This is a genomic window from Methanocaldococcus indicus, from assembly GCF_049554935.1.
Lineage (GTDB): Archaea > AGJL01 > Methanococci > Methanococcales > Methanocaldococcaceae > Methanocaldococcus > Methanocaldococcus indicus.
Map to the genome: position 1 here is coordinate 318,489 of NZ_CP186926.1, position 25,123 is coordinate 343,611.

Genomic DNA, 25,123 nt, shown 5'->3' on the forward strand with positions numbered 1-25,123 from the left:
TATTTATTGTTTAGAGTATGTCCAAATCATATTATCTTTATCTTTATTATCTAATAATTCATTTAATAGTTCATCTAAATCATTAACAACTTTCGAGTCTTTAATAGTTTCTTTACCTTCATAATACTCTCTTGGTTTATTTATCCATTTCATTTCTTCAAATTTAATTTTACCATAACCTCTACTTCCACTACCACCTAAGTAGTCATCTTCTAACAACTTCATACCTTCAATAAATTTTTTAATTAGTTCTATATCATTTTCATTATAGATGTTAAAAACAATTTCAAATTTAAATTTACTTCCAGCTACAACCCTCTCTGTATTTCTAACTCCTCCTTTAACTGTTGTTCCTTTTATTCTGTCTATTGTATTCTCTACTTTTATTTCTAAATAGTCATAATGATTTTTACCTTCATCTGGCTCTAAATAGGCATCTCTAACAATTACTCTAACAGGATCTTCTATATTGTTAGATTGATGAGGTCCAAATAATTTACATATTTCACATAATCCACATTCACATGGTTTTCCATCATTTTTAGGTTTTTTTTCTTTTTTATTATTTTCGTCTCTTTTATAAGTTCCATATACTTTTTCTAATAAAGCTCTAATTTTTCCTTTGAGAGAACTTCCAGGAATTAAAACATTGTCGAATTTATCTTTTATAACAGGGTTGTCAGTACCTCCAATTTTTAAAGTTTCTTTTGTTCCACCAATGTGCATTCCAGTTAATAACCTAATTTTTCCTTCTAATATGAGTTTTCCTTTTAAAGTTTGTTGATTTTCAGCCATTTATTATCCCTCTTTTTTATTGTGATTTAGCATAAATCTTGTGATAAGCAACAACTGCCTCAAAGAATGTCTTAAAACTTTTGAATTTATTTATATCTTGATTAATTTCATCAATAATTTTACTAAAAGTTCCTGTTAATTTTTCTAAAGCTTCTTTTTTATTTCTATTAGTCTCTTTTCCATAAGTATATGCCAATTTTGGTTTTAGAAGAACTAACTTCATATACCAATTATCATCTTTTTCATCAATCTTTAATACATAGTCATAAAATTCTCTAAATTTTGATGCTGATATTTGTTCATACTCTTTTGCCAATCTTTCTGCAATTTCTATTATTTTATTTGCATTATCTTTGTTTATATTAAGAATTTCTTTGATTTCATTATCACTCAAGATACATTTTCCAATATTTGGCATTTAACCACCTCTATTTCTAAGTTCTACAATTTTGGCAGATACTTTTAAGTCATTAAAGTTTAGATTTATTTTCTTTTCAGGTTCTAACTTGCTAAATATAACTTTCTTAGTTTTTTCTTTTATATATTCTTTTAAAAACTTGACATCTTTATTTAGCTCATTAGTTTTATTGTCTTTATAGTTCCTATGTAGATAGTAGAGAATTCTCCAATAGTATGGAATATTTACAATTATTTCTTTATTATTTTCTTTAACAACATTCTCCAATCTTAAACCAACAATTTGAGCAATATGTAATATTCTTTTTTTCTCAGTTTTCTTAATAGCATTTTCAAATTTTTCCTCCAATATATCTTCATTGTATTTTTTAATTAGGTTAGTGTCATTGTATTTTACAAAATCTAAGATATCTTTATAGTATTTGTCTAAGATGTTATTATTTACTTCTTTAATTTTATTGAACTTTTCCCAAAAGTTCTCATCATAATAAACTTCTAAATCCCAATTCATTGGACATCCAAATATTGTTAAAGAATTCTTCTCCAATTTTATATTTTTGTCTTTATTTTCATAAATAATATTTTCTTTACTTTTTTCTAACTCTTCTTCTGCTAAATTAACAGTTTTTTTATACTCAAATTTAGGATTTGTTAAAATAATTCCAGCACTTAGTGTTATAAATGGGTTGTAGCACACAAATTCTTTAAATTTTTTTCTTATCTCCTTTGCTAATTCCCAAACTTTGTCCCAAGCTCCACTTATTAGTGTATCATCCCCACCTGCATAAACTAAATAGACATCATCTTTATATTTTGTTTTGATTAGATATGGAATATATCCTGTAAAGAATAAAGTTAAGAAAAAACTAAGTGTGCTTATTCTTGATAAACTTGCATATCTTGTATTTATTCCAAATCCTTGTGTAAAAATAACTCCTAAGTTATCAACATCCATTTTTAAAGTTGCTATTTTATTTGTTCCTGTTCTTTCTTTTGCCTGCTCACCTAAAATGCTAAAATCTTTAATTTTTATTTTTTCATTTTCACCATTTTCAGTTGGGAATGCAATACACCATATTTTGTATGGAATTACAAGCTCTCCATTGTTATCTGGAAGATAATATTTATCTAAGAAATACTCTTTATTATCTAATAATTTAAATGTTTTATCTAATTCACTTATTATTGGTAGTTCTTTAAAGCTAAATTCTTCAAATTTATTAGTATCTTTATTTTTAGCTTTTTTAACTGTTGTTTTAAATTTCTTTGTGAAATCTATTTCATTATTAGATTGTTTAAGTATATCTGTTAATGCTATAAAAGACGCACAATATTCACAAATTTCTCTATGACCTTCTAAATAGTAGCTATTTTCTTTATCTTTAAGTTCTTTTTTACAAATACTACATCTATCTTCATAACCTTTATCTATTGGTTCAAATATTTCTTTTAATTTATAACTAAATCTTTTTAGTTTCTTTTTGATAGTTTCATCAGATACCTCTTTCCATTTATTTGAAAAGTTTTTAAAATCATTTAAAGATACATCTACCTTAGCTAAATTTAAATAAAGTTTATTTTTAAACATCTCAAATAAAATGTCATTTATCTCTTGTTCAAATTCATTTATTCCTTCATCATCTATTTTATAGCTTAAAATATAGAAATGTCCTCCTCCACAAAAGATAATATTAGATATAGACAAATTCAACTCTTTACAAATATATTTAGCAAAATATTCAGTTAGAAAATCTAAGAAAAAGCTTCTACCTTTTAATGACTTAGTGGCTCCTTTTGACACTATACTAAAAATAAAATCTTGAATTCCTGATATATCTCCATGAATTAATGAAAAAATTTTATCTTCCCATTTATCTTCCCAATTTTTACCATTTAAATATTTTTTAATATCTTCATCAGTTATTCTTTTATTTTTATATAATCTATATAAACAGCAAGCTATTGCACATGTTATTTTAGAATGGTCATATAAAGAGACATCTGGGATAGAACCTTTTAGCTCATCTTTTGATATCCAAAGAGTTGCTGATGGAATACACCAAAAATATTGTTGAATTAATTGTAACAACTCTTCAAAAGTAACATCTTCTTTAAAAAATTGACTTAGTTCTTTTTCAAAGTTAGTTAAATATTCACTATAATCAATATTTGGATATGGTTTGTTTGTAAATATAGCATCTTTTATATTCAAAGGTTTTAAATCATATTTAAATCCATTTTTATAGATTTCATAATAGTAAGATGATAAATCATTTGTTTTTAAATCTTCTTCAAGTTCTTTAAGTATCATAACACTCTCAAATATGGACAATAATGCCTGATATTCTTTATTTTCAATACTTTCAAGATTTTCATCACTTTCATTTGGTGGTTTCTCTCTTTCCCCACTACTTAACCAATCTGCTAATCTAACTATACCAATTAATCCTGTTTTTTTGGAGTCATTATGATGATTTTTTACAATATCTAAAATTAAATTTTTTTCTTCATCAGTTAAATCTTTCAAAAATCCTTCTTCAAATTTATCTTTTAAAAATTCATATCCTATTTCCCAATGATGCTTTTTTCTTATATTTTTAGCTCTTTGAACAAATTTACCAATATCATGTAAAAGAGCTCCAATTTGTAAAGCTTTATATTCATCCATATATCTCCACCTATACAACAAATAATATTATAATGAAAATATAAATATTTTACTATTAAATAAATTAATAAATATCAAATAGCTCTCCAAAGGTTATTTTTTTATCAACCTTTACTAACTCTGGAATTTTTCCTTTTATTCCCACTAAATCATCTATAACAATAAAAACTCCATCTATTCCTTCAATATCATCTGCTCTCTCCAAAGCTTTATTTATCATTTCTTCCTTATTTTTACCAATTGTATAATTACAGATTGCAGTTGCTGCTGCATCTGCTAATGCTGCACTTTTTGCAAAAACTGTTACTGAATCAGCATATCCAAAGCTTATAGAATGTCCTATTTTAGCTGAGGATGTTGCTACACCATAAATTTTTTTATTTTTTATTCTAAATGCAATCTCCCCACTAATTTTAGAATTTCCAGAATAGAGAGCAACAATGACATCTTTACCTCTTAAAGCTATATCTCCACCATTTTCAGCAATAATAAAATTAGTATCTATTTTTTTAACAACCATTTCAGAAATTGCTCCTGCAACAGATGCCATAGGTCCAGTATTTGCTTTAAAAGCAGAGGAGAGCATTAAATTAATAATTTCATCATCACTCTCTATATCAATTGGCTCTAAAGATGATAAAAAATAAGGATGTTCTAAAATAAATCTCTCAATCTTAGCTCTACAATCTAAAATTATCTCTTTTGCTAATTTAAAATATTTAGGATTGTCTAAAATTATATTAATGTTGGTTTCTTTAATTGAAAATCTTTTTTTATATTTCTTCATAGTTATCAAAAAAAGAAATTTTATAGATCTAAAGGAACTCCTATCTCTGGAATTACAACATCTACTCCTAAAGGCTCAACTTTTTTAATAAATTCATTAACATCTACTTCAATTGCTGGGAATGTGTTATAATGCATTGGAATAACAACCTCAGGATATATTAGTTCAGTTGCTATAACTGCCTCATCAATTCCCATTGTATATCTTCCACCTATTGGTAGAAGAGCTACCTTAGGAGCATATAAATCTCCTATTAATTCCATATCCCCAAATAAAGCAGTATCTCCTGCATGATATACTCTATCATTAACTATATATCCAACAGCTACTCCTCCACTTATTGTTGGTGAAATATCAGCTGAATGCTCTGCCTTAACCATAGTTAATTTTGCATTATTGACTATTATAGAGCCTCCTATATTCATATCAATTGCATTAACTCCTCTCTCTGTTAGATATTGATAAATCTCATAGATACATACAACTGGAACATTAAACTCTTTTGCCAATTGTTCAGCATTACCTAAATGGTCTCCATGTCCATGTGTAACAGCTATTACATCTACTCCTTCCATAATCTCTTCAATTGGCAAATTACACAAAGGATTTGGAACAAATGGGTCAATCAAGACATTATCTATTTTAAAGCATGCATGTCCATACCATGTAATCATTTTTTCACCTCCCTTCTAAATAATAATATTAACAAAATTATTATTTATTTTTATTTATCTCTTAATATCGTTTGAACAAATTTTTATTTTTATTTTTTTATATATACGGATGAAATATTTAAATACCATAACATTACAAACAATAATATTAGTATTGTTCTTTTTGTGATTTTTATGATTAATATTAAAGAGCTTGAAAAAGAGTATAATACTAATATAGAGACTGGTTTAAGTTTAAAGGAAGTTGAAGAAAGATTAAAAAAATATGGCTATAATGAGATTCCAGAAAAGAAAGTAAATCCAATTATTAAATTTTTATCTTATTTTTGGAATCCAATTGCTTGGATGATTGAATTAGCAGCTATTTTATCAATTATTATCAAACATTGGATAGATTTTATTATAATTATGACTTTACTTTTAATGAATGGATTAGTAGGATTTTGGGAAGAACATAAAGCTGAAAATGTTATTGAATTTTTAAAGCAAAAAATGGCTTTAAATGCAAAAGTATTAAGAGAAGGTAAATGGAAAGAGATACCTGCAAGAGAGTTAGTTGTTGGAGATATTGTGAAGGTTAAAATAGGAGATATAGTCCCAGCAGATATTATATTAATAAAAGGGGAGTATTTAGTAGTTGATGAATCTGCCCTAACAGGAGAAAGCTTACCAGTTGAAAAAAAGGTTGGAGATATTGCATATTCTGGTTCAATTGTCAAAAAAGGAGAAATGATTGGAATTGTTAAAGCTACTGGATTAAATACATATTTTGGTAAAACTGTCCAACTTGTAGAAAAAACCAAAGATGTTAGTTCTTATCAAAAAATGGTCATTAAAATTGGAAATTTTTTAATTATTTTAGCTATTGCACTAATTGCTATTATGGTAATTGTTGAAATACTAAGAGGTAAAGATTTAATAGAAACTACACAGTTTGCTTTAATATTGGCTGTATCAGCAATTCCTGCTGCATTACCAGCAGTTTTGTCAGTAACTATGGCTATTGGAGCCTTAAACTTAGCTAAAAAAAATGCTATTGTTAAAAAGCTTGTAGCAATTGAAGAACTTGCAGGAGTAGATATTCTTTGCTCAGACAAAACAGGAACATTAACTAAAAATCAGTTAGTTTGTGGAGATATTGTAGCTTTAAATAACTTTACAAAAGAAGATGTTATATTATATGCAGCTCTTGCATCAAAAGAAGAAGATAATGATGCAATAGATTTAGCTATAATAAATGAAGCAAAAAAACTCAATTTAATTGATAAAATTAAAAAATACAAAATTAAAAAATTTATTCCTTTTGACCCAGTTATTAAAAGAACTGAAGCAGAAGTTAGTAATGATGAAGAGTTTAAAGTTTCAAAAGGAGCACCACAAGTTATCTTAGAGTTATGCAATGCTGACAATGAACTAAAAAAGAAAGTTGAAGAGATTGTTGAAAAATTAGCTGAAAATGGTTATAGAGCTTTAGGTGTTGCAGTATATAAAAACAATAAATGGCATTTTGTTGGAATAATTCCATTGTATGACCCTCCAAGAGAAGATGCACCATTAGCTGTTAAAAAAATTAAAGAGCTTGGAGTTAATATAAAGATGGTAACAGGAGACCATATTGCCATAGCCAAGAATATAGCAAGGATGTTAAATATTGGAGATAAAATAATATCTATTAGAGAATTGATAGAAAAACTTAAAAATAACAAAATTAAAAAAGAAGAATTCATTGATATGATTGAAAAATCTGATGGATTTGCAGAAGTATTTCCTGAACATAAATATGAAATTGTAAAGTCTCTCCAAGAAAAAGGACATTTTGTTGCCATGACTGGGGATGGAGTTAATGATGCTCCTGCTTTAAAAAAAGCTGATTGTGGGATAGCGGTATCTAATGCAACAGATGCAGCAAGAGCAGCAGCTGATATAGTTTTATTATCTCCTGGACTTTCTGTTATAGTTGATGCAATTAGAGAAGCAAGAAGAATATTTAGAAGGATGGAAAGTTATATTTTATATAGAATTGCAGAAACTATAAGAGTGTTGTTTTTTGTTGAATTGTGTATATTATTATTAGGAATATATCCAATAACTGCATTAATGATTGTCTTATTAGCTATATTAAATGATATTCCTATATTAGCTATTGCTTATGATAATGTTGTAGAACCTAAACTTCCAGTATCTTGGAATATGAAAGAACTTTTAACACTATCTACTGTATTAGGATTTAGTGGAGTTGTTAGCTCATTTATTATATTTTATATGGCATTTAGATTTCTCCATTTAACAATTCCAGAACTCCAAAGCTTTGTATTTCTAAAATTAATTATAGAAGGACACTCAACAATATTTGTAACAAGAATAAAAGATAGATTATGGAAAAAACCATATCCTAATAGCTTATTATTTTGGGGAATAATGGGAACTAATATCATTGGAACAATAGTCTCAGCAGAAGGTATATTTATGGCCTCTATTGGTTGGGGATTAGCTTTATTTATGTGGATTTATGCACATATATGGATGTTAATAAATGATGAAATAAAAATTTGGCTACTAAAAAGATTAAAAAGCTTATAAAATGAGGATTAAATATGATTAAGTTGGAGATAGATAAAAAAGCTTATGATTCAATAAAAAATTTTTCAAGGTTGATTTATACAAAAGCTATAAAAAATAAAGAAGATTTGCCAAAAAAAGAAGAAATAGTTGTTTTAACATATAAAAATAGATTTGTTGCTAAGGCATTATATAACCCTAACTCAGTTATTATTAAAATATTAACTATAAAGGATGAAGATATTGACTACAACTTTTTCTATAAAAGGATATTAGAAGCTAAAAAATATAGGGAAGATATAATAAAATATAAAAATACATATAGATGGATTTATGCAGAGGCTGATTTTTTACCAAATATAATTTTTGATAAATACAATGAACTTGGAGCTATGCAATTGATGTCTAAGCTTATTGAAAGAGAGTATTTAAAGGATATTGTTGATATTCTTTTTGAGCTTTCAGACTTAGAAACAATTTATATAAAGAGTGGAAAAAAAGGAGAAAAAGTAAAAGAGAAAGTTTTTGGAGATAAAAGCAAAAAAGAGACAATAATAACAGAGGGGGAAGCAAAATTTATAGTTAATGTGAAAGGGCATAAGACAGGCTTTTTTTTAGACCAGAGGGAGAATAGGCTATTTTTAGAGAGATTTGTAAAAGAGGGGGATAGAGTTTTAGATGTCTGTTGTTATACAGGAGGATTCTCTGTCCATGCAGCTTTAAGAGGAGGTTATGTTGTTGGAGTAGATTTATCTAAAAAAGCTTTAAAAGTTGCTGAGGAAAATATGGAACTTAACAAAATCCCAAAAGACAGTTATGAATTTATTGAAGGTAATGCCTTTGAAGTTATGGAATCTTTCTTAAATGATAATATATCCTTTGATACCGTTATCTTAGACCCTCCTGCCTTTGCCCAATCTAAAAAATCTCTTAAAAATGCTTTAAAAGGTTATTCTTCATTAAATTACTTAGGATTAAAATTAGCAAATAGAATTTTTGTTACTTGTTCCTGTTCTCATCATGTTGATAGAGAATTATTTAAAAAAACTGTCTTTTCATCAGCTTTTAGAGCTAAAAAAGAGCTTATCTTAATAGATTACAAAGGACAAGCTTATGACCATCCAATAACATTAGCAAACAAAAATTTAGAATATCTTAAATGTATATTTAGCTATGTGAGAGGCCAAGCTGAGCGGTAGTCATATTCATTGAGCTTAGCTCTCATCTTACCGCCCGCCCAATTGGCCTCTCTGTATCCCCAACATCGAACCCCGTATCCTCGCAACTAAATAGATAAGCTCAACGGGGCTCGGCAGTTGGGGACTATATAAATATTTTTATTTAGAATATATATAATTTTCATTTACTGGTGGAAATATGAAAATATTAAAAAAATTGAATTTAGTGGAGATTATTGTTATTTTATGTATTGTTGTTGCTACACTATCGTTAGGTTACAACTTTTTAATAAAAAATGAAAATAAATATACTTTTGATGGCACTGAGATGTATAAATGTGCCTGGGTAGCTAATAACATTCTAAATAAGGGATTTCCATTAAAAGCTTATATTGAAGGACATTTTAGAGGAGGAAAACCATTTAATGGGACTGTTGAGATAGTTAAAGCTCATGGAGGAACATTACATGCAATATACAACAACTCAATAATAACAATAGGGGGAGAATTAGCTTATAAGGAAGATATTGCAGCAAAAAAAATAAAACTTATTCCTATTGGGAAAGCAATAATTATTGAGAAAGTTAAACCAATAGAGGCAAATAATTTTAAAGATATATATATAAAAATTTTAAATATCTCTAACAAGTATAAAAAATACAATATTAGAACAATTTATTTAATAGGTAGTTTTGGAGTAGATAGTAAAACATATACACCAAGTGAAAGACAACAAATAAACAACAAATTATATGTTGATATAAATAGAGGATTAAATATATTCTATGTTGAAAATGGGACAATTCTAAGCAATAAATTATATTTAGGAACTATGGAAAAGTTAGATAGTATATTAAAACCAAAGAAAATAGTTACCTCTGAATTAAAAGTATATATTGTTGTAGATAAAATACCAAAACATTTGGATAATGAGGTAATAACATTATGAAGACAGATAAGGTAGAGATACATCATCTATTTTTAATTTTATGCTGTATCTATATAATTTTCTCAAAAATATCATTTTTTGCTGGAATTGTGTTTTTACTATCAGGAATTATCTTTTACATCTCTTACAATATAGGAAAGAAAATAAACAATATTAATTTATTTTATAGAGATTGTAAAAAACATTACTATATTGGAATTATTTTAATGGTTATTGGGTTTTTAGCAACTGTTGGAGATTTAATTTGGGTTAGAGATATTCCTCTATTTTATCCAGAAGTTAGAAGATTTCTAAGTGTTCCTTTAACAATGTTGTCAAGATTTTTTATAGTTGGTTGGGCTATTGTTTTATCTTCCTTAGATATAGATAAAAAAAGAGCAATAATATATACATTAGTTTTTTCTATTTTTGTAATGCTTTTAGGATATAGAACTTCTGTTTTTGTGTTATTGATTTCTTCAACTTTAATTTTATACTACAAAAATAAAATAAACAATAGAGAGATTATTTTACTGTTTGGAATTATATTTTTCATTATTTTAGGATTATCAATATTGAGATTCTTAGTTTTAGGAGTTTGGGGCAATCCAATAACATCAAGAATTTCTTTAACTATGTCAGTTTATGATATTATTTATAATTACTACAATGGTGCTTTTAGTGGATATCTTTTGTATTCTGCTATCTATTCCTATTTAATGCCAATGATTAGTCCAAGAGCTGCAATAGCAATGTATTTGGGAATAAAAGGAGTTACTATAACTCCCACAATTGTAGGAGCTGTTATAGGAGATTATGGAACTTTGGCTATTTTTCCATATTTTGGAATATTAGGAATATATTTAGGATACTTCTATAAAATTGCTAAAAATTTAAAATGCATTTATTTAGGAATATTTGCAATTGTTTCATCATACCTATTGGTTGGTGTAGAAAGTGGAATTTTGGATTTTGATGTTATTCTATACTTTTTAGTTGGTGGGTTTTTATGTCTATATGTAACCTTAAAGAGCAAATTAAAAAGATAGAGTTCTTTAAGCCATATAATATAGTTATTTTTGGGCATTTGGCTATTTTTTTATTGGCTATCCCTTATTATCATAAATTAGGATTTATTAATATAGTAAAGATGTTAATTATTATCTCTATTTTTATTTTCTTTTTTTATCTACCTCATAAGTATAACTTTAAAATAGAAAAAAACAAAATATTTATTTATATAATATCTACAATTTTATTTGTTCTCTCATTTTATGGAGCTTTTTATTCAACAAACTCCTTAATTTTATCATTTGTATATTCAGTCTTTTTATTTGTTGTTATCTATCTATACAAAAATCTCAAGGATTCTGAGATATTTACAAATTTTATGTTCTTTTTGGGATTTACTTCATTTATAATTTTAATTAATAAATATGGAGGAATTCCTCTTTTTGATTATTCTATAAGAATGGCTATAAACACAGAACCTTTAAGATTAATTGCTATGGGAGGATTAATTTATGGCTCATTAAACAATAAATTTAGAGCTGTTGTTAGCTTTATGTTATTAGTCCTCTTAGGTTATAAAATAGGTGTTTTATTGTTAGTTTTTTCATATATCTATTACAACTACAAAAACAACCTAAGAGTTATTTTTATCTCATTAATTCTATTATTTATAGTTATGAATATTATGGGATATATTATTATAAAAGTTTCTCCTCAGATGTGGAAAATATCTCCAATAGAATTTTTAAGTTATAGAGCATATTTTGACTTATATGTATTTTCTAAAATAATTAATTCTAACATTATTACCTTAGGAAAAATTTTATTTACACCTAATGGAGAGAGATTTGTTGGTGAGCTATTATATAACTATAAAGCAAATTTAACTACTACAATGTTTGGAACTGTATATTTGGATTTTAATATCTTTGGAGTTGTATTAGCTTTTATTATTGGTTACTTATCAAAGATTTTATACTATGGAGACAAAAAGATATATGCAATATATGCCTCTTTATTGTTGGCTTATTGTGACATTGGTATAAATTTTGGTTTTTTAGTAACCTTATTCTTAATGGTTTTAGCATCAACAATAGTAAAAGAGGATAAAATATGGAAGGACTAACTATTGGACTGTTTGGACATTTAGATGGTGTAGGAAGAGAGTTAGGTAAAAAAGGGACAGAATCAGATATAGCAATTTATCATTATAAGGTTGGAGATAAGTTGGTGAGTTATGTTGAACCAAAAAGATATCCAGATAAGATAGCTCCTCTAATTTATACAATAAATATGATGGACTATGCATTAGTGTTTGTTGATGATGTAAGTAAAGATTTAGGAGAGACTTTCTTAACTTTGGATATGTTCAACATAGATAGAGGGGCTTTTGTAGTTCATGAGTATGTAGATGTTGATTTTTTAAAAGAGATTATTAAAAACACATCATTAAAAAATTTTGAAATATTAGAGAAAGATTTTATTAAAATTAGAGAATATATAAAAGATTTAAAGATTGAGAGAGATTTGTCATACAAAAAAATAACAATAGACCACTACTTTACTGTTAAGAGTGTTGGAACTGTTATTTTAGGGAAGGTAGATAAAGGTATTGTTAATGTTTATGATAAGTTAAATGTTTATCCTATAAAAAAAGAGGCTTTAATAAAAAGTATCCAAATAAATGATGTTAATTATAAAGAAGCAAAAGCGGGAGATAGAGTAGGAATAGCCTTAAAAGGGGTTGATACTGAGGAGTTGGATAGAGGTTATATATTATCTGACAAAGAATTAAAAACATATAGTGAGATAACTGCTAAGTTTGAGCTAAATCCATTCTTAGATAAAAAAATTAAAGAAAATGAAACTTACAATTTAATTGTTGGCTTACAAAATGTTGCTTGTAAGGTAGAGAAAGTTAATAACAATGAGATAACTCTAAAACTAAATAATCCAATAGTTTATGATGATGAAAAACTTTGTTTAGTTGATGGTAGTGCAAAAATTAGAATTGTTGGAGTTGGAAATTTATAAAAATTTGTAAAAAGGGGAGAGAATTTGCTAAAACCAATAGAATGGGATGATGAAAAAAAAGAACTTATATTAATTGACCAGAGAAAACTACCTCATAAGTTAGAGTATTTTATATGTAGGAGTTATAAGGATGTTGCCTATGCTATTAAGGAGATGGTTGTAAGAGGAGCTCCAGCTATTGGAATCTCAGCAGGATATGGTTTAGCTTTGGCAGAGATTTATGGAGATAATATTTATAAAGCTTATGAAACTTTAAAAAATACAAGACCAACAGCAGTTAATCTATTTTGGGCTTTGGATAGATGTTTAAAAGCTTATAAAGAAGGCAAAAATATTTTAGATGAAGCTAAAAAAATACACAAAGAAGATATAGAAACAAATAAAAAGATTGGAAAAATTGGAGAGAAAATTATTGATGATGGAGATAATATTTTAACTCATTGTAATGCAGGGGCATTGGCAACATCAATGTATGGAACAGCTTTGAGTGTTATAAGGTTTGCACACTACAATGGAAAAAATATATTTGTTATTGTTGATGAGACAAGACCAAGATTACAAGGGGCTAAATTAACAGCTTTTGAACTAAAATATGAAAATATTCCTTTTAGAGTTATAACAGATAATACAGCAGGATTTTTAATGAGTTTAGGGAAAGTAGATAAGATAGTTGTTGGAACAGATAGAATATTAAAAGATGGAACTGTCTATAATAAGATAGGAACATATTCTTTAGCTATTTTAGCTAAGTATCATAATATCCCCTTTTATGTTGCAGCTCCATTATCAACCTTTGACTTAAAAAGTAAAGAAGATGATATAGTTATAGAGGAGAGGGATGAGAAAGAGGTAGCTTATATTGATGGAGTTAGAATAGTTCCAGAAGGAGTTAGATGCTACAATTATGCTTTTGATAAGACACCACCAAATTTAATAACAGGAATAATAACTGAAAAAGGAATTATAAAACCTAATGAGAAGGAAATAATGTCTTTGTTTGATTAAGTATGTTGGCTGTAAAAGTTGAAAATCTAACAAAGTATTTTGGAGATAAAAAGGTTTTAGATAATTTATCTTTTGAAGTTTATAGGGGAGAAATATTTGCACTTATTGGACATAATGGAGCTGGAAAAACAACAACATTAAGAATATTATCAGGAATAATAAAGGATTTTGAAGGGAGAGTTATAAAAAATGGAACCTCTGGGTATCTTCCAGAGGAAAGAGGATTATATAAAAATGAAACTGTCTATTCATTGTTAAAATTTTTTGGTGAATTGGCAGAAGTATCTAATTTAGATAAAAAAATAGATTATTGGTTAAATAGATTTAACATATCCAAATATAAAAATTATAAGATAAAAGAGTTATCAAAAGGAAATCAGCAGAAAGTTCAGTTAATTATCTCTTTAATACATAATCCAGATATTTTAATTTTAGATGAACCATTTTCAGGTTTAGATGTAGTTAATGTTAAGTTGTTTATTGATGTATTAACTGAGCTAAAAAAGGATAATAAAGCTATAATAATCTCTTCACATAGGTTGGAATATTTGGATAAAATATGTGATAGAGCTCTTATCCTAAAAAATGGTAAAGCAATATATTATGGTGCTCTTAAATTTAGAGATAAGGTATATATTGAGATATTAGAAAATAATAAAATAGTTAAAAAGGAGATGCCAATTGAAGAGGCAATAAATATATTAAAAAATTATCCTGAAAAGGTTATTAAATATGAAATAAAAAAATCATTAGAGGATATTTTTTTAGAAACTTATTAAAAGTGGGCTTATGAAAGCTATAAAGATAGCTAAAAGAGAAATTTTGAGTAATTTAAAGAGAAAGCAGTTTTTAATATCTATATTTTTAGTCCCTTTGTTTATTATAGGTATGAGTATATTTGCAAGTTATTTAGCTATTCCTAAAGAGATAAAAATTGGCTATTATTCAAACTTAGAATTTCCTAATACATATAAATATGGGAATACAACAGTAATAAAATTTATAAAAGTTGATAATTTAGAAGAGGGCAAAAAACTATTGTTAGAAAATAAAATAAATTACTTAGTTTATATTCCTAATAATTTGTTAGATAGCTATAAAATTTATATATATTCTACATCAAAAACAATCTCTCCAATAGTTTCAGATACAGTTAAAAACATAGTTTTAAAGGATATTTTATCCAACAAAATAGATGAGAAGTATTTTAAGTTAATAACAGATTTAGAATTTGAGTTATATACTGTTTCAAAACAAAAAACTATTAAAGAGAGTTTTTTATCATTTCTTTTACCAATGGGATTTATGTTTTTAATGTACTTCTCTTTAATAACTATCTCAGGATTAATAATTTCAACCATTATAGATGATAAAAGAGAAAGAGTTTTAGAGTTGTTGTTATCTTTTGTCTCTTCAAGAGATATTATGATTGGAAAAATTTTAGGAGTAGCTGGATTAGGATTTATACAAATTCTTATATGGGGATTATTTGGAGCAATATTTATAATTCCTATGTTAAGCTTAGTAAAAATTTCTGTATATTATTTAATTATATTCCTTATCTACTTCTTTTTAGGCTATCTGTTCTATACATCATTCTTATCTGGATTAGCTTCTTTATTCTCAAATCCAAAAGATGCAAATCAAATAATATCCCCAATAATATTTATTCAAGTTATTCCAATTATATTTATGCAATATATAATACTAAATCCAAATAGCTTAATAACTAAAATTTTGTCATATATTCCTTTTACAGCTCCACAAGTAATGGTGTGTAGAGTAGGATTAACTAATGTATCTTATTTTGAGATAATTTTATCAATTGTTGTTATGATAATCTCAATAATATTATCTTTCAAATTATCAATAAAACTCTTTGATATAGGAATTTTACTTTATGAGGAAAATCTGTCTATCAAAAAAATTATTAAAATTATTGTGAAAAGATGAGGAAGAAAGTTAATGTAAAAAAGATAGTAAATAAAGTTGTTGATGAAAGTGATTTAATACTATTTGTTTTAGATGCAAGAGACCCAGAACTAACAAGGAATAGAGAGTTAGAAAAAATTATTAAAGATAAAGGAAAAAAAATAATTTATGTTCTAAATAAAGCTGATTTAGTTCCAAAAGCAATATTGGAAAGATGGAAGAAAAATTTTGATGATGATGTTGTTTATATATCTGCTAAAAACAGATTAGGTACTAAAATTTTAAGAAATAAAATAAAAGAAAAGTTAAGAGGAAAAGGTAAAGTTGGAATTGTAGGATATCCAAATGTTGGTAAATCCTCAATAATAAATGCACTAACTGGAAAGAGAAAAGCTCTAACTGGATATTTAGCAGGATTAACCAAAGGAGAGCAGTGGATTAATTTAACAAAAAATATAAAACTTTTAGATACTCCTGGAGTTATAGAGATGAAAGATGAGGATGATTTAATAATTTCAGGAGCTTTAAGGTTAGAGAAAGCTGATTCATTAATATCTCCTGCTATTAAAATTTTAAAAAGAATTGATAAATTTGATAATACAATAATTAAAGATTATTACAATATTAATTATAATGAAGTTGATGAAGACATTTTAAAAAAGATAGCTGAGGTTAAAAAGTTTTATAAAGTTGGAGGAGAGTTAGATATAGAAAGAGCAGCTAAATCAGTTATTAAAGATTTCCAAGAAGGTAAGTTAAACTACTATAAAAACATTAAAATTAAAAAATTTGGACAAGATAGGGAAAAAGATATTTCATTTATAACAAAGCATTTAAAAGATTTCTTGTTTATTGATGATGCTAAAATGATTGTTGAGCATTTAAAAGAAAAAGATGATTTATATAAAAAAATAAAAAAACCAGTTGTTGGGTTAGATAAGATAGACGATAATATAATTCTTATATCTTTTGGAGAAAAAACAAAAGATGCTGGAAGAAAAAAAATAGAAAATTTAGCTAAAAATAAGAATATTGAACTTCATTCAATATATGGAGATAAAATTGGAAAGAATGTTATATTTGTTGGAGTAGGAAAACTCAAAGATAATGGGAAAGAATGAGAGGATTAGTAGTAGGAAGATTCCAACCATTTCACAAAGGACATTTAAATGTTATCCTTGATATCTCTAAAAGAGTAGATGAGTTAATAATTGTTGTAGGTAGTGCTGAAAAAAGTCATACATTAGAAAATCCCTTCACAGCTGGGGAAAGAATAGAGATGATTTATGAAACTCTAAAAAAATATGATTTAAATTATTTAATAATTCCAATAAAAGATATAGAATATAACTCTATTTGGGTTAGCTATTTAGAGTCATTATTACCAAAGTTTAATATTATCTATTCAGGAAATCCATTAGTTAGAGTTCTATTCAGAGAGAGAGGTTATAAAGTTGAAAAACCAATAATGTTTAATAGAAATGAATATTCTGGGAAGGAAATAAGAAGAAGAATGTTAAATGATGAAGATTGGGAAAGTTTAGTTCCAGGGGAAGTGGTAAAAATTATAAAGAGAGTTAATGGAGTTGAAAGATTAAAAGAATTGGCTAAAGATGATTATTAACCTTTTATTACCCCCATTGGTCTTAATCTTGCTACTTTTTTAGATATTCCAGCTTCTTCACAAGTATCTGCAACTAAATCAATATTCTTATATGCATCAGGAGCTTCTTCTGCTAAAACTGCCTTAGAATCACTTAAAACAACAATTCCTTCATCTTCTAATCTTCTTTTTATTTCTTTTCCTTTCCAAAGTTTTAAAGCTTTTGCTCTACTCAATTTTCTTCCAGCTCCATGTGCAGTAGAACCAAAAGTTTCTCTCATAGCTACCTCAGTTCCAACCATAACATAAGAAGCTGTTCCCATATCCCCAGGTAAGAGAACTGGCTGTCCTACATCTCTATATGGCTTTGGAATAGCTTCATGATTATAGAATGCTCTTGTAGCTCCTTTTCTATGAACTATAACCTTAACTTTTTTGTTATCTATTATATGCTCTTCTTTCTTAGCTATGTTGTGGGAAACATCATATAAAATATGCATCTCCATATCTTCTGCATATCTTTTAAATACTTCTTCAAAACTTTCTCTAACCCTGTGAGTTATCATCTGTCTATTTGCCCATGCAAAGTTTGCTGCACAACACATAGCTTTATAATAACTTTGTCCTTCCTCTGATTGGAATGGAGCACAGGCCAACTGTCTATCAGGAATTTTTATATTGTATTTTCTAACAGCTTTTTCTAATACTCTTAAATAATCTGTACAAACTTGATGCCCTAAACCTCTTGAACCTGTATGAACTAAGACAACAACCTGATTCTCCTCTAATCCAAACACCTTAGCCACTTCTTCATCATATATCTCTTGCACATACTGAACTTCTAAAAAGTGATTTCCACTACCTAAACTACCTAACTGAACTCTTCCCCTTTCTTTTGCTTTATCAGAAACATAAGAAGCATCTGCCTCAGTCATACATCCATTCTCTTCTAAAACCTCTAAATCTTCTTTCCATCCATAACCTTCTTTAACAGCCCATCTTGCCCCTTCTTCTAATACATCATCCATTACACTCTTGCTAAATTTAATAATTCCCTTACTACCTAAACCAGATGGAATATTTCTAAATAGAGTTTTAACTAATTTCATTATTTTTGGTTTAACTTCATCTTTTGTTAAATTTGTTTTTATTAACCTAACTCCACAGTTATGCACAACTATATTGTTTGCTATAAAGTTATGCTCTTTATTTATAATAGTTATATCATACAACTTTGAATTGTATGGAATTCTCTCTATTTCCTTTATTTTATCTAATACAAATCCTCCTCTAACCCCATATTTCTTTATAAAGTCTTCTAATGTTTCAAAATTATTTGCAAATATTTTATTTTGAGCTACTTTGGATAGATTTTTATCTATACTCTCCCAAATTAATATCTTTCTCCTTAGATATTCAGTAATTAGTAGGATTTCTTCATCTTTATAGTATGCATATCCAATTTTTGATAAGAAGTTGTGGAGTTCTTTATTGTTAGAAGGAATAGACAATCTATACATAACTTTTCCATCATACTCTTTAACTTTGTGGATTTTAGCATTAATCTTAAATTCTTTTAATATATTTGCTAATTCATTTAAATATTCTATTAGCTCATTTTCAATATCTTCTGTTTTAACTATTGTCAAATATATTGAACTTATAGTGTATTTGTTTATTAAGGTTGGCTTACTTCCCTCTGCCCCAAACAATCCAGCTAAATAATTAGCTTTTATCCACTTTGGAGCTTTTTTTATCCACTTAGGAACTTTTGGAATTTGATTTATTTTTTTACCAATTGGCATTCCAAGTTTATGCATAAATAATGCAAAAGATTTAGAAGTTATTTTTATATAATTTTTATAGATTTCTAAACATCTTAGTCCCAATTTTTCTAAGTCCTTCTTAATATTCTCTAAAATATCTTTTTTTCCATAAAATATAAGATATATATTTTCTCTATCTCCATTTTCTTTAATTATACTTCCATTTCCAAAAGCAAAACCCAACAATCTTGCAATAACTCCAATATTTTTATTGTTCATTTTTAGAGGTAATAGCCCTCTATCTTTTAGATATTTGATAATTTTTTTATTATAGCTATTAAAATCACTCTCATCCAATATTATTTCATCTATTGGCTCTTCATATTCTACACCCTCAAATGGATAAACTACTATTTTATCTCCTTCTTTTAACATCCCCATTGGAACATATCCATTTATTGTTAAAACTGGATGGTCTTTACTACCTTCTAAAACCCTACCAAATTCAGTTTTAATCCTAATTATTTCTTCATTTGCATATCTTTCAGATATTAATAAGATTTTTGAATTATCTTCTCCATTCTCTAAATTGTAAATTTTTAAATTATAATCTAATTTTTCTTTTAGTTTGTCTAATTTTATAAAGTAGTTATCTTCTGTTAATATCTTTGAGTTTGGAGTAAGGCAATTAATATCAAATCCTACTCCCCCAGGGCTTATAATCCCTTCTTTTTGGTCAAAAGCTGCTACTCCTCCAATACAGTTTGAAACTAAAAAACTATCTGCTATAAAGTTGTGGTCTTTATGGTTTATAGTGAAATCATAAACCTCATCTATATCTTTAACTTCTTCTATACTCTCAATCTCATCCCAAACTAATCCATCTCCAACTTTTCTTTCTTTAATAAAGTCCTCATAGCTCGGGAAGTTTAAAGGAATTCTAACATCTTTTATTTCTTTTCCATTTTTTAGCTTATTCCAAATATCCTTAACAAATCTCTTATCCTCTTTGTTTATATTTAGTAATCTTATAATTTCTGATGGTTTTTTACCTTCTTTAAATAGTTCTTTAACTTTTTCAGCTATGTGTTTTCTTCTATTTAGCTCCATCTCTTTGTATTTTAAAAATGCCACTGCATAGCATCCAAGTTTATGTCTTTCCCTGTTGTATTCATATCCAATCCTTGCCCACAAGTTTATTAAGTTCTTAGATGTGCCATTTATTTCTAATATATATCTAACTGTCTCAATTCCATCTTTTCTCTTATGTGTTGAGTTTCTTTTTGTAATTCTTGACTCTATGCCAAATTCATTTAATAATTTAGCGATGTTTTTTAAGAATTTTAATGCATCTTCTTCTATATCTAAACTTTTAGCCATCTCCAATGTTGGGAAAGTAAATAATGCTTTTCTATCCTTTCTTGGATATGGTTTTCTCAACTCTCCCCCAAAAAGTGATGCTAAAAATAATCTCTTCTGCCACAATTTACAGTTGAATATCCATTCTGGAAAGCTATATTTCTTCAATGTCTTGTTTCCAATTGGAACACCTAAGGAATATAATAAGATAACTAAACTTGATGCATTTACATAGAAACTATAACAATTTCTTGTTTCATAAACTTTTGAAGGAGTGTAACCAATCTTTCTAATATCTTTCCTAATATTTTCCAAATCTTCTAAATGTTTTGATGAAAAGTGTATAATTCCATCTTTTCTCTTTCCAATAAAGTTCATTGAGCCATCTCCAAAGATAAAGCCTATAATTTTTAACAAGTATGGAAGTTTTTTATGGTTGTATGTTAGTGGAATTATGCCCCTTTCTTTTAGTTTTCTTAAAATAGTTTCCTTTCTTTTTTCACTAAGATTTAATTCTTCCATACATCTAATTATATCATTCTCATCAACTATTGTTTCATCTATTGGCTCTTCATACTCTACTCCTTCAAATGGATAGACAGCTACATTATCTCCAACTTTTAAGTTTTTAAGTTCTATCATGCCTTTTGGTGTATAGAATGGATGGTCTTCTGTTGCTATTGTTTCATATCCAAGTTTTGTTCTAATTTTATAGATTTTACAGTATGGCTTTAATTTAAAGAACTTTTTAACATCACTACTCTCTAATCTCTTATCTTCTGTATTGAATACTTCAACTCTTTCATCTTTTAGCTTTTCATAGTCCTTTATTCTATAATAGAACCCATTTTCAGTTAAAACTTTTGCATTTGGATGAAGACAGAACCCATAACCATAATGGGCATCTGGCATAGCAATAGAGTATTTGTAAATTCCTGGTAGGCAGGCAACATTTGCAATCTGCTCTAAAACATCATCCTCCAACTCATCCAATAATATCTCATTCAAATATATCCTTCCAGGAACTCTCATACAATCTTTATAATCTTTTGGAAGTTCCCAGACAACATCTCTAACTCTTCTTAAAATTTCTTTTTTCATAAATTTCACCCATTACTAAATATTATACAAATCCTTTATTTTATCATAAGCTCTCTTAGATAATCTGTCTTTATCAACAGAATAAATTTCCATCTTTGGAATAATTACTCTAACAGCAGGAACTCCAAATTTTGTAAGATTTGCATAGATAATTTTATCAAATCCTTTACTATAAAGATGTTCTTTTATAAATTCTAAATCTTTTTTTATATTTTTAGAGGAATAATCTGGAATATCATCTAAATCAACAATTTTCTCAGATTCAAACCATTTTCTGTAAATTTTTTTAGCTCTTTCATAAGAAACATTTTTAAAAAATTTATATCTAAATTTAGCATCATTTCTTAAATTTTGTATTTGAGAAGCCCTACTTTGGGCTAATTCAGATAAAGCTCTTATTATTGCTATTTCTTTATTTAAGTGACATCCTGCTCCCATACACATTAATAAAGGATTTTTATCATCAGATATTGCTATAAATGTAGGAATGTCTAATGTTGCTATATATTTTATAGTTATTTTTACATTTGCTTTTTTAAATCTTTCTAATAAATCTAAAATTATCTCATTTTCAATTGAATCTAAATTTATCTCAATTGGAACTTTTTTAGATAAATCTGCTATGCTCCATGAATCTCTTTCAACAACTTCTAAGATTCCATGTAGTAAAGCTTCTTCCAATGAATTCCCTGCTGCTAATCCATTTGTATTTCCTCTAAAAAGCTTTTTGGAATTTGGATGAAAAACAGCATCTGCTGGAACATCAACATACTCATTATTTATAATATCATAAGTCCTAACCCACTCTTTGACATTTTTATCAGCATAAGGAGGAAGAATCAAATCATCCAAATTAATTGGATTATCAACATCCTTAACAACTAATTTTTTATCATACTCTGCAGATGCTCTTTCAATAGCTTCCATACAAGCAGAAACTTTAGCATCTATATCTCTATATCCCTTACCATAACTTAATAAAATTTCATTACCTTTTTTTCTTTTTGTGAAATATACAGGAATATTTACCTTATCTAAATCTACTTTTTCAATACTTATTAGATTAATCTTTTTTAAAGCTTCTTGAATGTCTCTAAAAGTTTCTTCTGATGATTTTTCTCTATACATAATAAATTCCTTATTTTATTTATTTAAAACAACTACTTTACCATCAACTACATCTATCTTAACTAATGTTTTTATTTTATAACCTGTTCTTTTCTCTACTATCACTTTACCATTCCCTCTTTCTATAACAACAACTATATCAACTATTTCAGCTCCAGCTCTCTCTAATGCTTGAATTAAAGCTATTAATGTTCCTCCTGTTGAGATTACATCATCAACAATAAAAACCTTATCTCCTTTATTTATCCCATTTAAATAGAGCTGTCCCTTACTATATCCTGTTTTTTGATAAACTGGAATTTCTCCAGGGAGTTTATACTCTCTTTTTCTAACAATAACATAAGGTTTATCAGTATAGAGAGATAGAGAAGTAGCTAATGGAATACCCATAGCCTCTGCTGTAACTATCTTATCTGCCTCTAAAATTTTACCTATTTTTATTATTCTTGTTGTTATTTCTCTCAATAAATCAGGCTCTACTATAGGAACTCCATCACTTATTGGATGTATGAAATAGTGATATTCCCCTCTTTTAACAATTGGACAGTTTTTTAAACTTTCTTCTAACTTCATTACTATCACTCCAAACATGCCTTTACTAATCCATCAAATAAAGGATGTGGTTTATTAGGACGTGATTTAAACTCAGGATGTGCTTGTGTAGCTATAAAAAACTTATGCTTTAATTCAATAAACTCTGCTAATCTTCCATCAGGAGATAGTCCAGATATAATTAATCCATTCTTTTCTAAGATTTCATGATACTTAGGATTTACTTCATATCTGTGTCTATGCCTCTCATAAACTTCTTTCTTTTTATATAGTTTATATGCCAAAGTTCCTTCTTTTAAAATAGCTTTATAAGCACCTAACCTCATTGTGCCTCCTTTATCTTTAATATTTTTCTGCTCTGGAAGTAAGTCAATAACTGGATGCTTTGTATTTGGATTAAATTCTGTTGAATTTGCATCCTCTAACTTGCATACATTTCTTGCATATTCAATAACTGCCAACTGCATACCCATACATATTCCTAAAAATGGAATATTTCTCTCTCTTGCAAATTTTATAGCATTTATCTTTCCTTCCACACCTCTCTCTCCAAAACCTCCAGGAACTAATATTCCATCTAATTTATTTTTCTCCAACTCTTTCTCTAAAATTTCTTCATAATTTTCAGTTTCTAACATTTCAGAATGTATCCAATTTATATTTACTTTTGTATCATTTTTTGCTCCTGCATGGACAAGAGCTTCAATAATACTTAAATAGGCATCTTTTAACTCAACATATTTCCCAACTATTGCTATTGTTACTTCGTTCATTGGATTTATAACTCTATCTACAAAAGCTCTCCAATCTTTTAAATCTGGATTTCTATTAGGAAGATTTAACTTTTTAGTTATTAAACTTCCTAAACCTTCCTTTTCCAAATTAAGTGGAACTTCATAAATAGTTCTTGCATCTCTTGCTTCTATGACAGCCTCTTTCTCAACATCACAGAATAAAGAGAGTTTTTCTTTAATTTTATCATTTATTGGAATTTCTGTTCTACATACTAAAATATCTGGCTGAATTCCAATACTTCTAAGTTCCTTAACACTATGTTGAGTTGGTTTTGTTTTAACTTCTCCAGCAGCTTTTATATAGGGAAGGAGAGAAACATGAATATACAATGTATTTTCTTTTCCTAAATCTTTTTTCATTTGTCTTATTGCCTCTAAAAAAGGCAAACTTTCTATATCTCCAACAGTTCCCCCTATTTCTACAATAGTAACATCATAACCTTTGGCTAATCTCATTATCCATTCTTTTATTTCATTTGTTACATGTGGAATAACTTGAACAGTCTTTCCCAAATATTCTCCTTTTCTCTCTTTTGTTAAAACATTCCAATATATTTTCCCTGTTGTTATGTTGTTATCTTTTGTTAAATTCTCATCAATAAATCTCTCATAATGACCTAAATCTAAATCTGTTTCTCCTCCATCCTCAGTAACAAAAACCTCTCCATGTTCATAAGGTGACATTGTTCCAGCATCAATCTGTAAGTAGGGGTCTATCTTAATCATATTTACTTTAAATCCTCTTGATTTTAATAGTCTTCCTATAGAAGCAGCTGTTATTCCTTTCCCTAAGGATGAAATAACTCCCCCAGTTATAAAAATAATTTTCAAC

Annotated in this window: 20 protein-coding genes; 11 read left to right on the forward strand and 9 right to left on the reverse strand. The window is 27.3% G+C overall.

The features are described 5' to 3' along the window. Nucleotides 1-3: 3 nt before the first annotated feature. From csm3 to ACPB8Q_RS01915, 5 genes are all read right to left on the reverse strand, one after another. On the reverse strand, nucleotides 4-795 hold the full coding sequence (gene csm3, locus ACPB8Q_RS01895; protein WP_423792979.1) for a type III-A CRISPR-associated RAMP protein Csm3: 792 nt from the start codon (nucleotides 793-795) through the stop codon (nucleotides 4-6). Nucleotides 796-811: 16 nt separating this feature from the next. Continuing rightward, complete coding sequence (gene csm2, locus ACPB8Q_RS01900; protein WP_423792980.1) at nucleotides 812-1,213, reverse strand: type III-A CRISPR-associated protein Csm2; 402 nt, start codon at nucleotides 1,211-1,213, stop codon at nucleotides 812-814. Beyond that, on the reverse strand, nucleotides 1,214-3,880 hold the full coding sequence (cas10, locus tag ACPB8Q_RS01905) for a type III-A CRISPR-associated protein Cas10/Csm1 (RefSeq protein ID WP_423792981.1): 2,667 nt from the start codon (nucleotides 3,878-3,880) through the stop codon (nucleotides 1,214-1,216). Between the two features lie 64 nt (nucleotides 3,881-3,944). Further along, the gene (locus tag ACPB8Q_RS01910) at nucleotides 3,945-4,667 is read right to left on the reverse strand and encodes a UPF0280 family protein (RefSeq protein WP_423792982.1); all 723 of its coding nucleotides are present in this window, start codon (nucleotides 4,665-4,667) and stop codon (nucleotides 3,945-3,947) included. A 20-nt stretch (nucleotides 4,668-4,687) separates the two neighbouring features. Then, on the reverse strand, nucleotides 4,688-5,341 hold the full coding sequence (locus ACPB8Q_RS01915; RefSeq protein WP_423792983.1) for a metal-dependent hydrolase: 654 nt from the start codon (nucleotides 5,339-5,341) through the stop codon (nucleotides 4,688-4,690). Nucleotides 5,342-5,515: 174 nt separating this feature from the next. Here ACPB8Q_RS01915 and ACPB8Q_RS01920 point away from each other — a divergent pair, with 174 nt between their 5' ends. The 11 genes from ACPB8Q_RS01920 (at nucleotide 5,516) to ACPB8Q_RS01970 (ending at nucleotide 17,612) form a co-directional block, all read left to right on the forward strand. After that, the gene (locus ACPB8Q_RS01920) at nucleotides 5,516-7,921 is read left to right on the forward strand and encodes a plasma-membrane proton-efflux P-type ATPase (RefSeq protein ID WP_423792984.1); all 2,406 of its coding nucleotides are present in this window, start codon (nucleotides 5,516-5,518) and stop codon (nucleotides 7,919-7,921) included. A gap of 14 nt (nucleotides 7,922-7,935) precedes the next feature. After that, nucleotides 7,936-9,099: a class I SAM-dependent rRNA methyltransferase gene (locus tag ACPB8Q_RS01925; RefSeq protein WP_423792985.1), complete on the forward strand. Its 1,164-nt coding sequence runs from the start codon at nucleotides 7,936-7,938 to the stop codon at nucleotides 9,097-9,099. 178 nt (nucleotides 9,100-9,277) lie between these two features. Next, complete coding sequence (locus ACPB8Q_RS01930; protein ID WP_423792986.1) at nucleotides 9,278-10,027, forward strand: TrmB family transcriptional regulator sugar-binding domain-containing protein; 750 nt, start codon at nucleotides 9,278-9,280, stop codon at nucleotides 10,025-10,027. Beyond that, on the forward strand, nucleotides 10,024-11,055 hold the full coding sequence (locus tag ACPB8Q_RS01935) for an oligosaccharide repeat unit polymerase family protein (RefSeq protein WP_423792987.1): 1,032 nt from the start codon (nucleotides 10,024-10,026) through the stop codon (nucleotides 11,053-11,055). The genes ACPB8Q_RS01930 and ACPB8Q_RS01935 overlap by 4 nt, the downstream gene beginning before the upstream one ends. Further along, the gene (locus tag ACPB8Q_RS01940; protein ID WP_423792988.1) at nucleotides 11,016-12,143 is read left to right on the forward strand and encodes an oligosaccharide repeat unit polymerase; all 1,128 of its coding nucleotides are present in this window, start codon (nucleotides 11,016-11,018) and stop codon (nucleotides 12,141-12,143) included. Before ACPB8Q_RS01935 ends, ACPB8Q_RS01940 begins: the two co-directional genes overlap by 40 nt. Then, nucleotides 12,131-13,051, forward strand: a complete 921-nt coding sequence (locus ACPB8Q_RS01945; protein ID WP_423792989.1) for an EF-Tu/IF-2/RF-3 family GTPase — start codon at nucleotides 12,131-12,133, stop codon at nucleotides 13,049-13,051. The genes ACPB8Q_RS01940 and ACPB8Q_RS01945 overlap by 13 nt, the downstream gene beginning before the upstream one ends. Before the next feature lie 24 nt (nucleotides 13,052-13,075). Then, complete coding sequence (gene mtnA / locus ACPB8Q_RS01950; RefSeq protein ID WP_423792990.1) at nucleotides 13,076-14,056, forward strand: S-methyl-5-thioribose-1-phosphate isomerase; 981 nt, start codon at nucleotides 13,076-13,078, stop codon at nucleotides 14,054-14,056. A gap of 2 nt (nucleotides 14,057-14,058) precedes the next feature. Then, nucleotides 14,059-14,835, forward strand: a complete 777-nt coding sequence (locus ACPB8Q_RS01955) for an ABC transporter ATP-binding protein (RefSeq protein WP_423792992.1) — start codon at nucleotides 14,059-14,061, stop codon at nucleotides 14,833-14,835. Nucleotides 14,836-14,845: 10 nt separating this feature from the next. Beyond that, nucleotides 14,846-16,009, forward strand: a complete 1,164-nt coding sequence (locus tag ACPB8Q_RS01960) for an ABC transporter permease (RefSeq protein WP_423792993.1) — start codon at nucleotides 14,846-14,848, stop codon at nucleotides 16,007-16,009. Further along, the gene (locus ACPB8Q_RS01965) at nucleotides 16,006-17,109 is read left to right on the forward strand and encodes a GTPase (protein ID WP_423792994.1); all 1,104 of its coding nucleotides are present in this window, start codon (nucleotides 16,006-16,008) and stop codon (nucleotides 17,107-17,109) included. The genes ACPB8Q_RS01960 and ACPB8Q_RS01965 overlap by 4 nt, the downstream gene beginning before the upstream one ends. Further along, nucleotides 17,106-17,612, forward strand: coding sequence for a nicotinamide-nucleotide adenylyltransferase (locus ACPB8Q_RS01970; RefSeq protein WP_423792995.1), 507 nt, complete (start codon nucleotides 17,106-17,108; stop codon nucleotides 17,610-17,612). Before ACPB8Q_RS01965 ends, ACPB8Q_RS01970 begins: the two co-directional genes overlap by 4 nt. On the opposite strand, the gene ACPB8Q_RS01975 is transcribed toward ACPB8Q_RS01970, so the two are convergent. Genes ACPB8Q_RS01975 through pyrG form a run of 4 tightly spaced genes read right to left on the reverse strand, consistent with a single transcriptional unit; the run spans nucleotide 17,609 to nucleotide 25,122 of the window. Further along, nucleotides 17,609-21,817, reverse strand: a complete 4,209-nt coding sequence (locus ACPB8Q_RS01975; protein ID WP_423792996.1) for an RtcB family protein — start codon at nucleotides 21,815-21,817, stop codon at nucleotides 17,609-17,611. The genes ACPB8Q_RS01970 and ACPB8Q_RS01975 overlap by 4 nt on opposite strands. Nucleotides 21,818-21,832: 15 nt before the next feature. Next, a complete protein-coding gene (locus tag ACPB8Q_RS01980) occupies nucleotides 21,833-22,945 on the reverse strand; it encodes a YcaO-related McrA-glycine thioamidation protein (RefSeq protein WP_423792997.1) in 1,113 nt (370 codons plus the stop codon). A gap of 15 nt (nucleotides 22,946-22,960) precedes the next feature. Further along, the gene (hpt, locus tag ACPB8Q_RS01985; protein WP_423792999.1) at nucleotides 22,961-23,518 is read right to left on the reverse strand and encodes a hypoxanthine/guanine phosphoribosyltransferase; all 558 of its coding nucleotides are present in this window, start codon (nucleotides 23,516-23,518) and stop codon (nucleotides 22,961-22,963) included. A gap of 5 nt (nucleotides 23,519-23,523) precedes the next feature. Next, nucleotides 23,524-25,122, reverse strand: a complete 1,599-nt coding sequence (gene pyrG / locus ACPB8Q_RS01990) for a CTP synthase (RefSeq protein ID WP_423793000.1) — start codon at nucleotides 25,120-25,122, stop codon at nucleotides 23,524-23,526. Nucleotide 25,123 lies beyond the last annotated feature (1 nt).

Coding starts and splice junctions, on each gene's coding strand:
- csm2 (WP_423792980.1), bottom strand. CDS start 1,213: ATGCCAAATATTGGAAAATGTATCTTGAGTGATAATGAAATCAAAGAA.
- ACPB8Q_RS01955 (WP_423792992.1), top strand. CDS start 14,059: ATGTTGGCTGTAAAAGTTGAAAATCTAACAAAGTATTTTGGAGATAAA.
- ACPB8Q_RS01925 (WP_423792985.1), top strand. CDS start 7,936: ATGATTAAGTTGGAGATAGATAAAAAAGCTTATGATTCAATAAAAAAT.
- ACPB8Q_RS01980 (WP_423792997.1), bottom strand. CDS start 22,945: ATGTATAGAGAAAAATCATCAGAAGAAACTTTTAGAGACATTCAAGAA.
- ACPB8Q_RS01940 (WP_423792988.1), top strand. CDS start 11,016: ATGTCTATATGTAACCTTAAAGAGCAAATTAAAAAGATAGAGTTCTTT.
- ACPB8Q_RS01915 (WP_423792983.1), bottom strand. CDS start 5,341: ATGATTACATGGTATGGACATGCATGCTTTAAAATAGATAATGTCTTG.
- ACPB8Q_RS01930 (WP_423792986.1), top strand. CDS start 9,278: ATGAAAATATTAAAAAAATTGAATTTAGTGGAGATTATTGTTATTTTA.
- ACPB8Q_RS01920 (WP_423792984.1), top strand. CDS start 5,516: ATGATTAATATTAAAGAGCTTGAAAAAGAGTATAATACTAATATAGAG.
- hpt (WP_423792999.1), bottom strand. CDS start 23,518: ATGAAGTTAGAAGAAAGTTTAAAAAACTGTCCAATTGTTAAAAGAGGG.
- ACPB8Q_RS01935 (WP_423792987.1), top strand. CDS start 10,024: ATGAAGACAGATAAGGTAGAGATACATCATCTATTTTTAATTTTATGC.
- ACPB8Q_RS01960 (WP_423792993.1), top strand. CDS start 14,846: ATGAAAGCTATAAAGATAGCTAAAAGAGAAATTTTGAGTAATTTAAAG.
- ACPB8Q_RS01910 (WP_423792982.1), bottom strand. CDS start 4,667: ATGAAGAAATATAAAAAAAGATTTTCAATTAAAGAAACCAACATTAAT.
- cas10 (WP_423792981.1), bottom strand. CDS start 3,880: ATGGATGAATATAAAGCTTTACAAATTGGAGCTCTTTTACATGATATT.
- ACPB8Q_RS01975 (WP_423792996.1), bottom strand. CDS start 21,817: ATGAAAAAAGAAATTTTAAGAAGAGTTAGAGATGTTGTCTGGGAACTT.
- ACPB8Q_RS01965 (WP_423792994.1), top strand. CDS start 16,006: ATGAGGAAGAAAGTTAATGTAAAAAAGATAGTAAATAAAGTTGTTGAT.
- ACPB8Q_RS01970 (WP_423792995.1), top strand. CDS start 17,106: ATGAGAGGATTAGTAGTAGGAAGATTCCAACCATTTCACAAAGGACAT.
- ACPB8Q_RS01945 (WP_423792989.1), top strand. CDS start 12,131: ATGGAAGGACTAACTATTGGACTGTTTGGACATTTAGATGGTGTAGGA.
- csm3 (WP_423792979.1), bottom strand. CDS start 795: ATGGCTGAAAATCAACAAACTTTAAAAGGAAAACTCATATTAGAAGGA.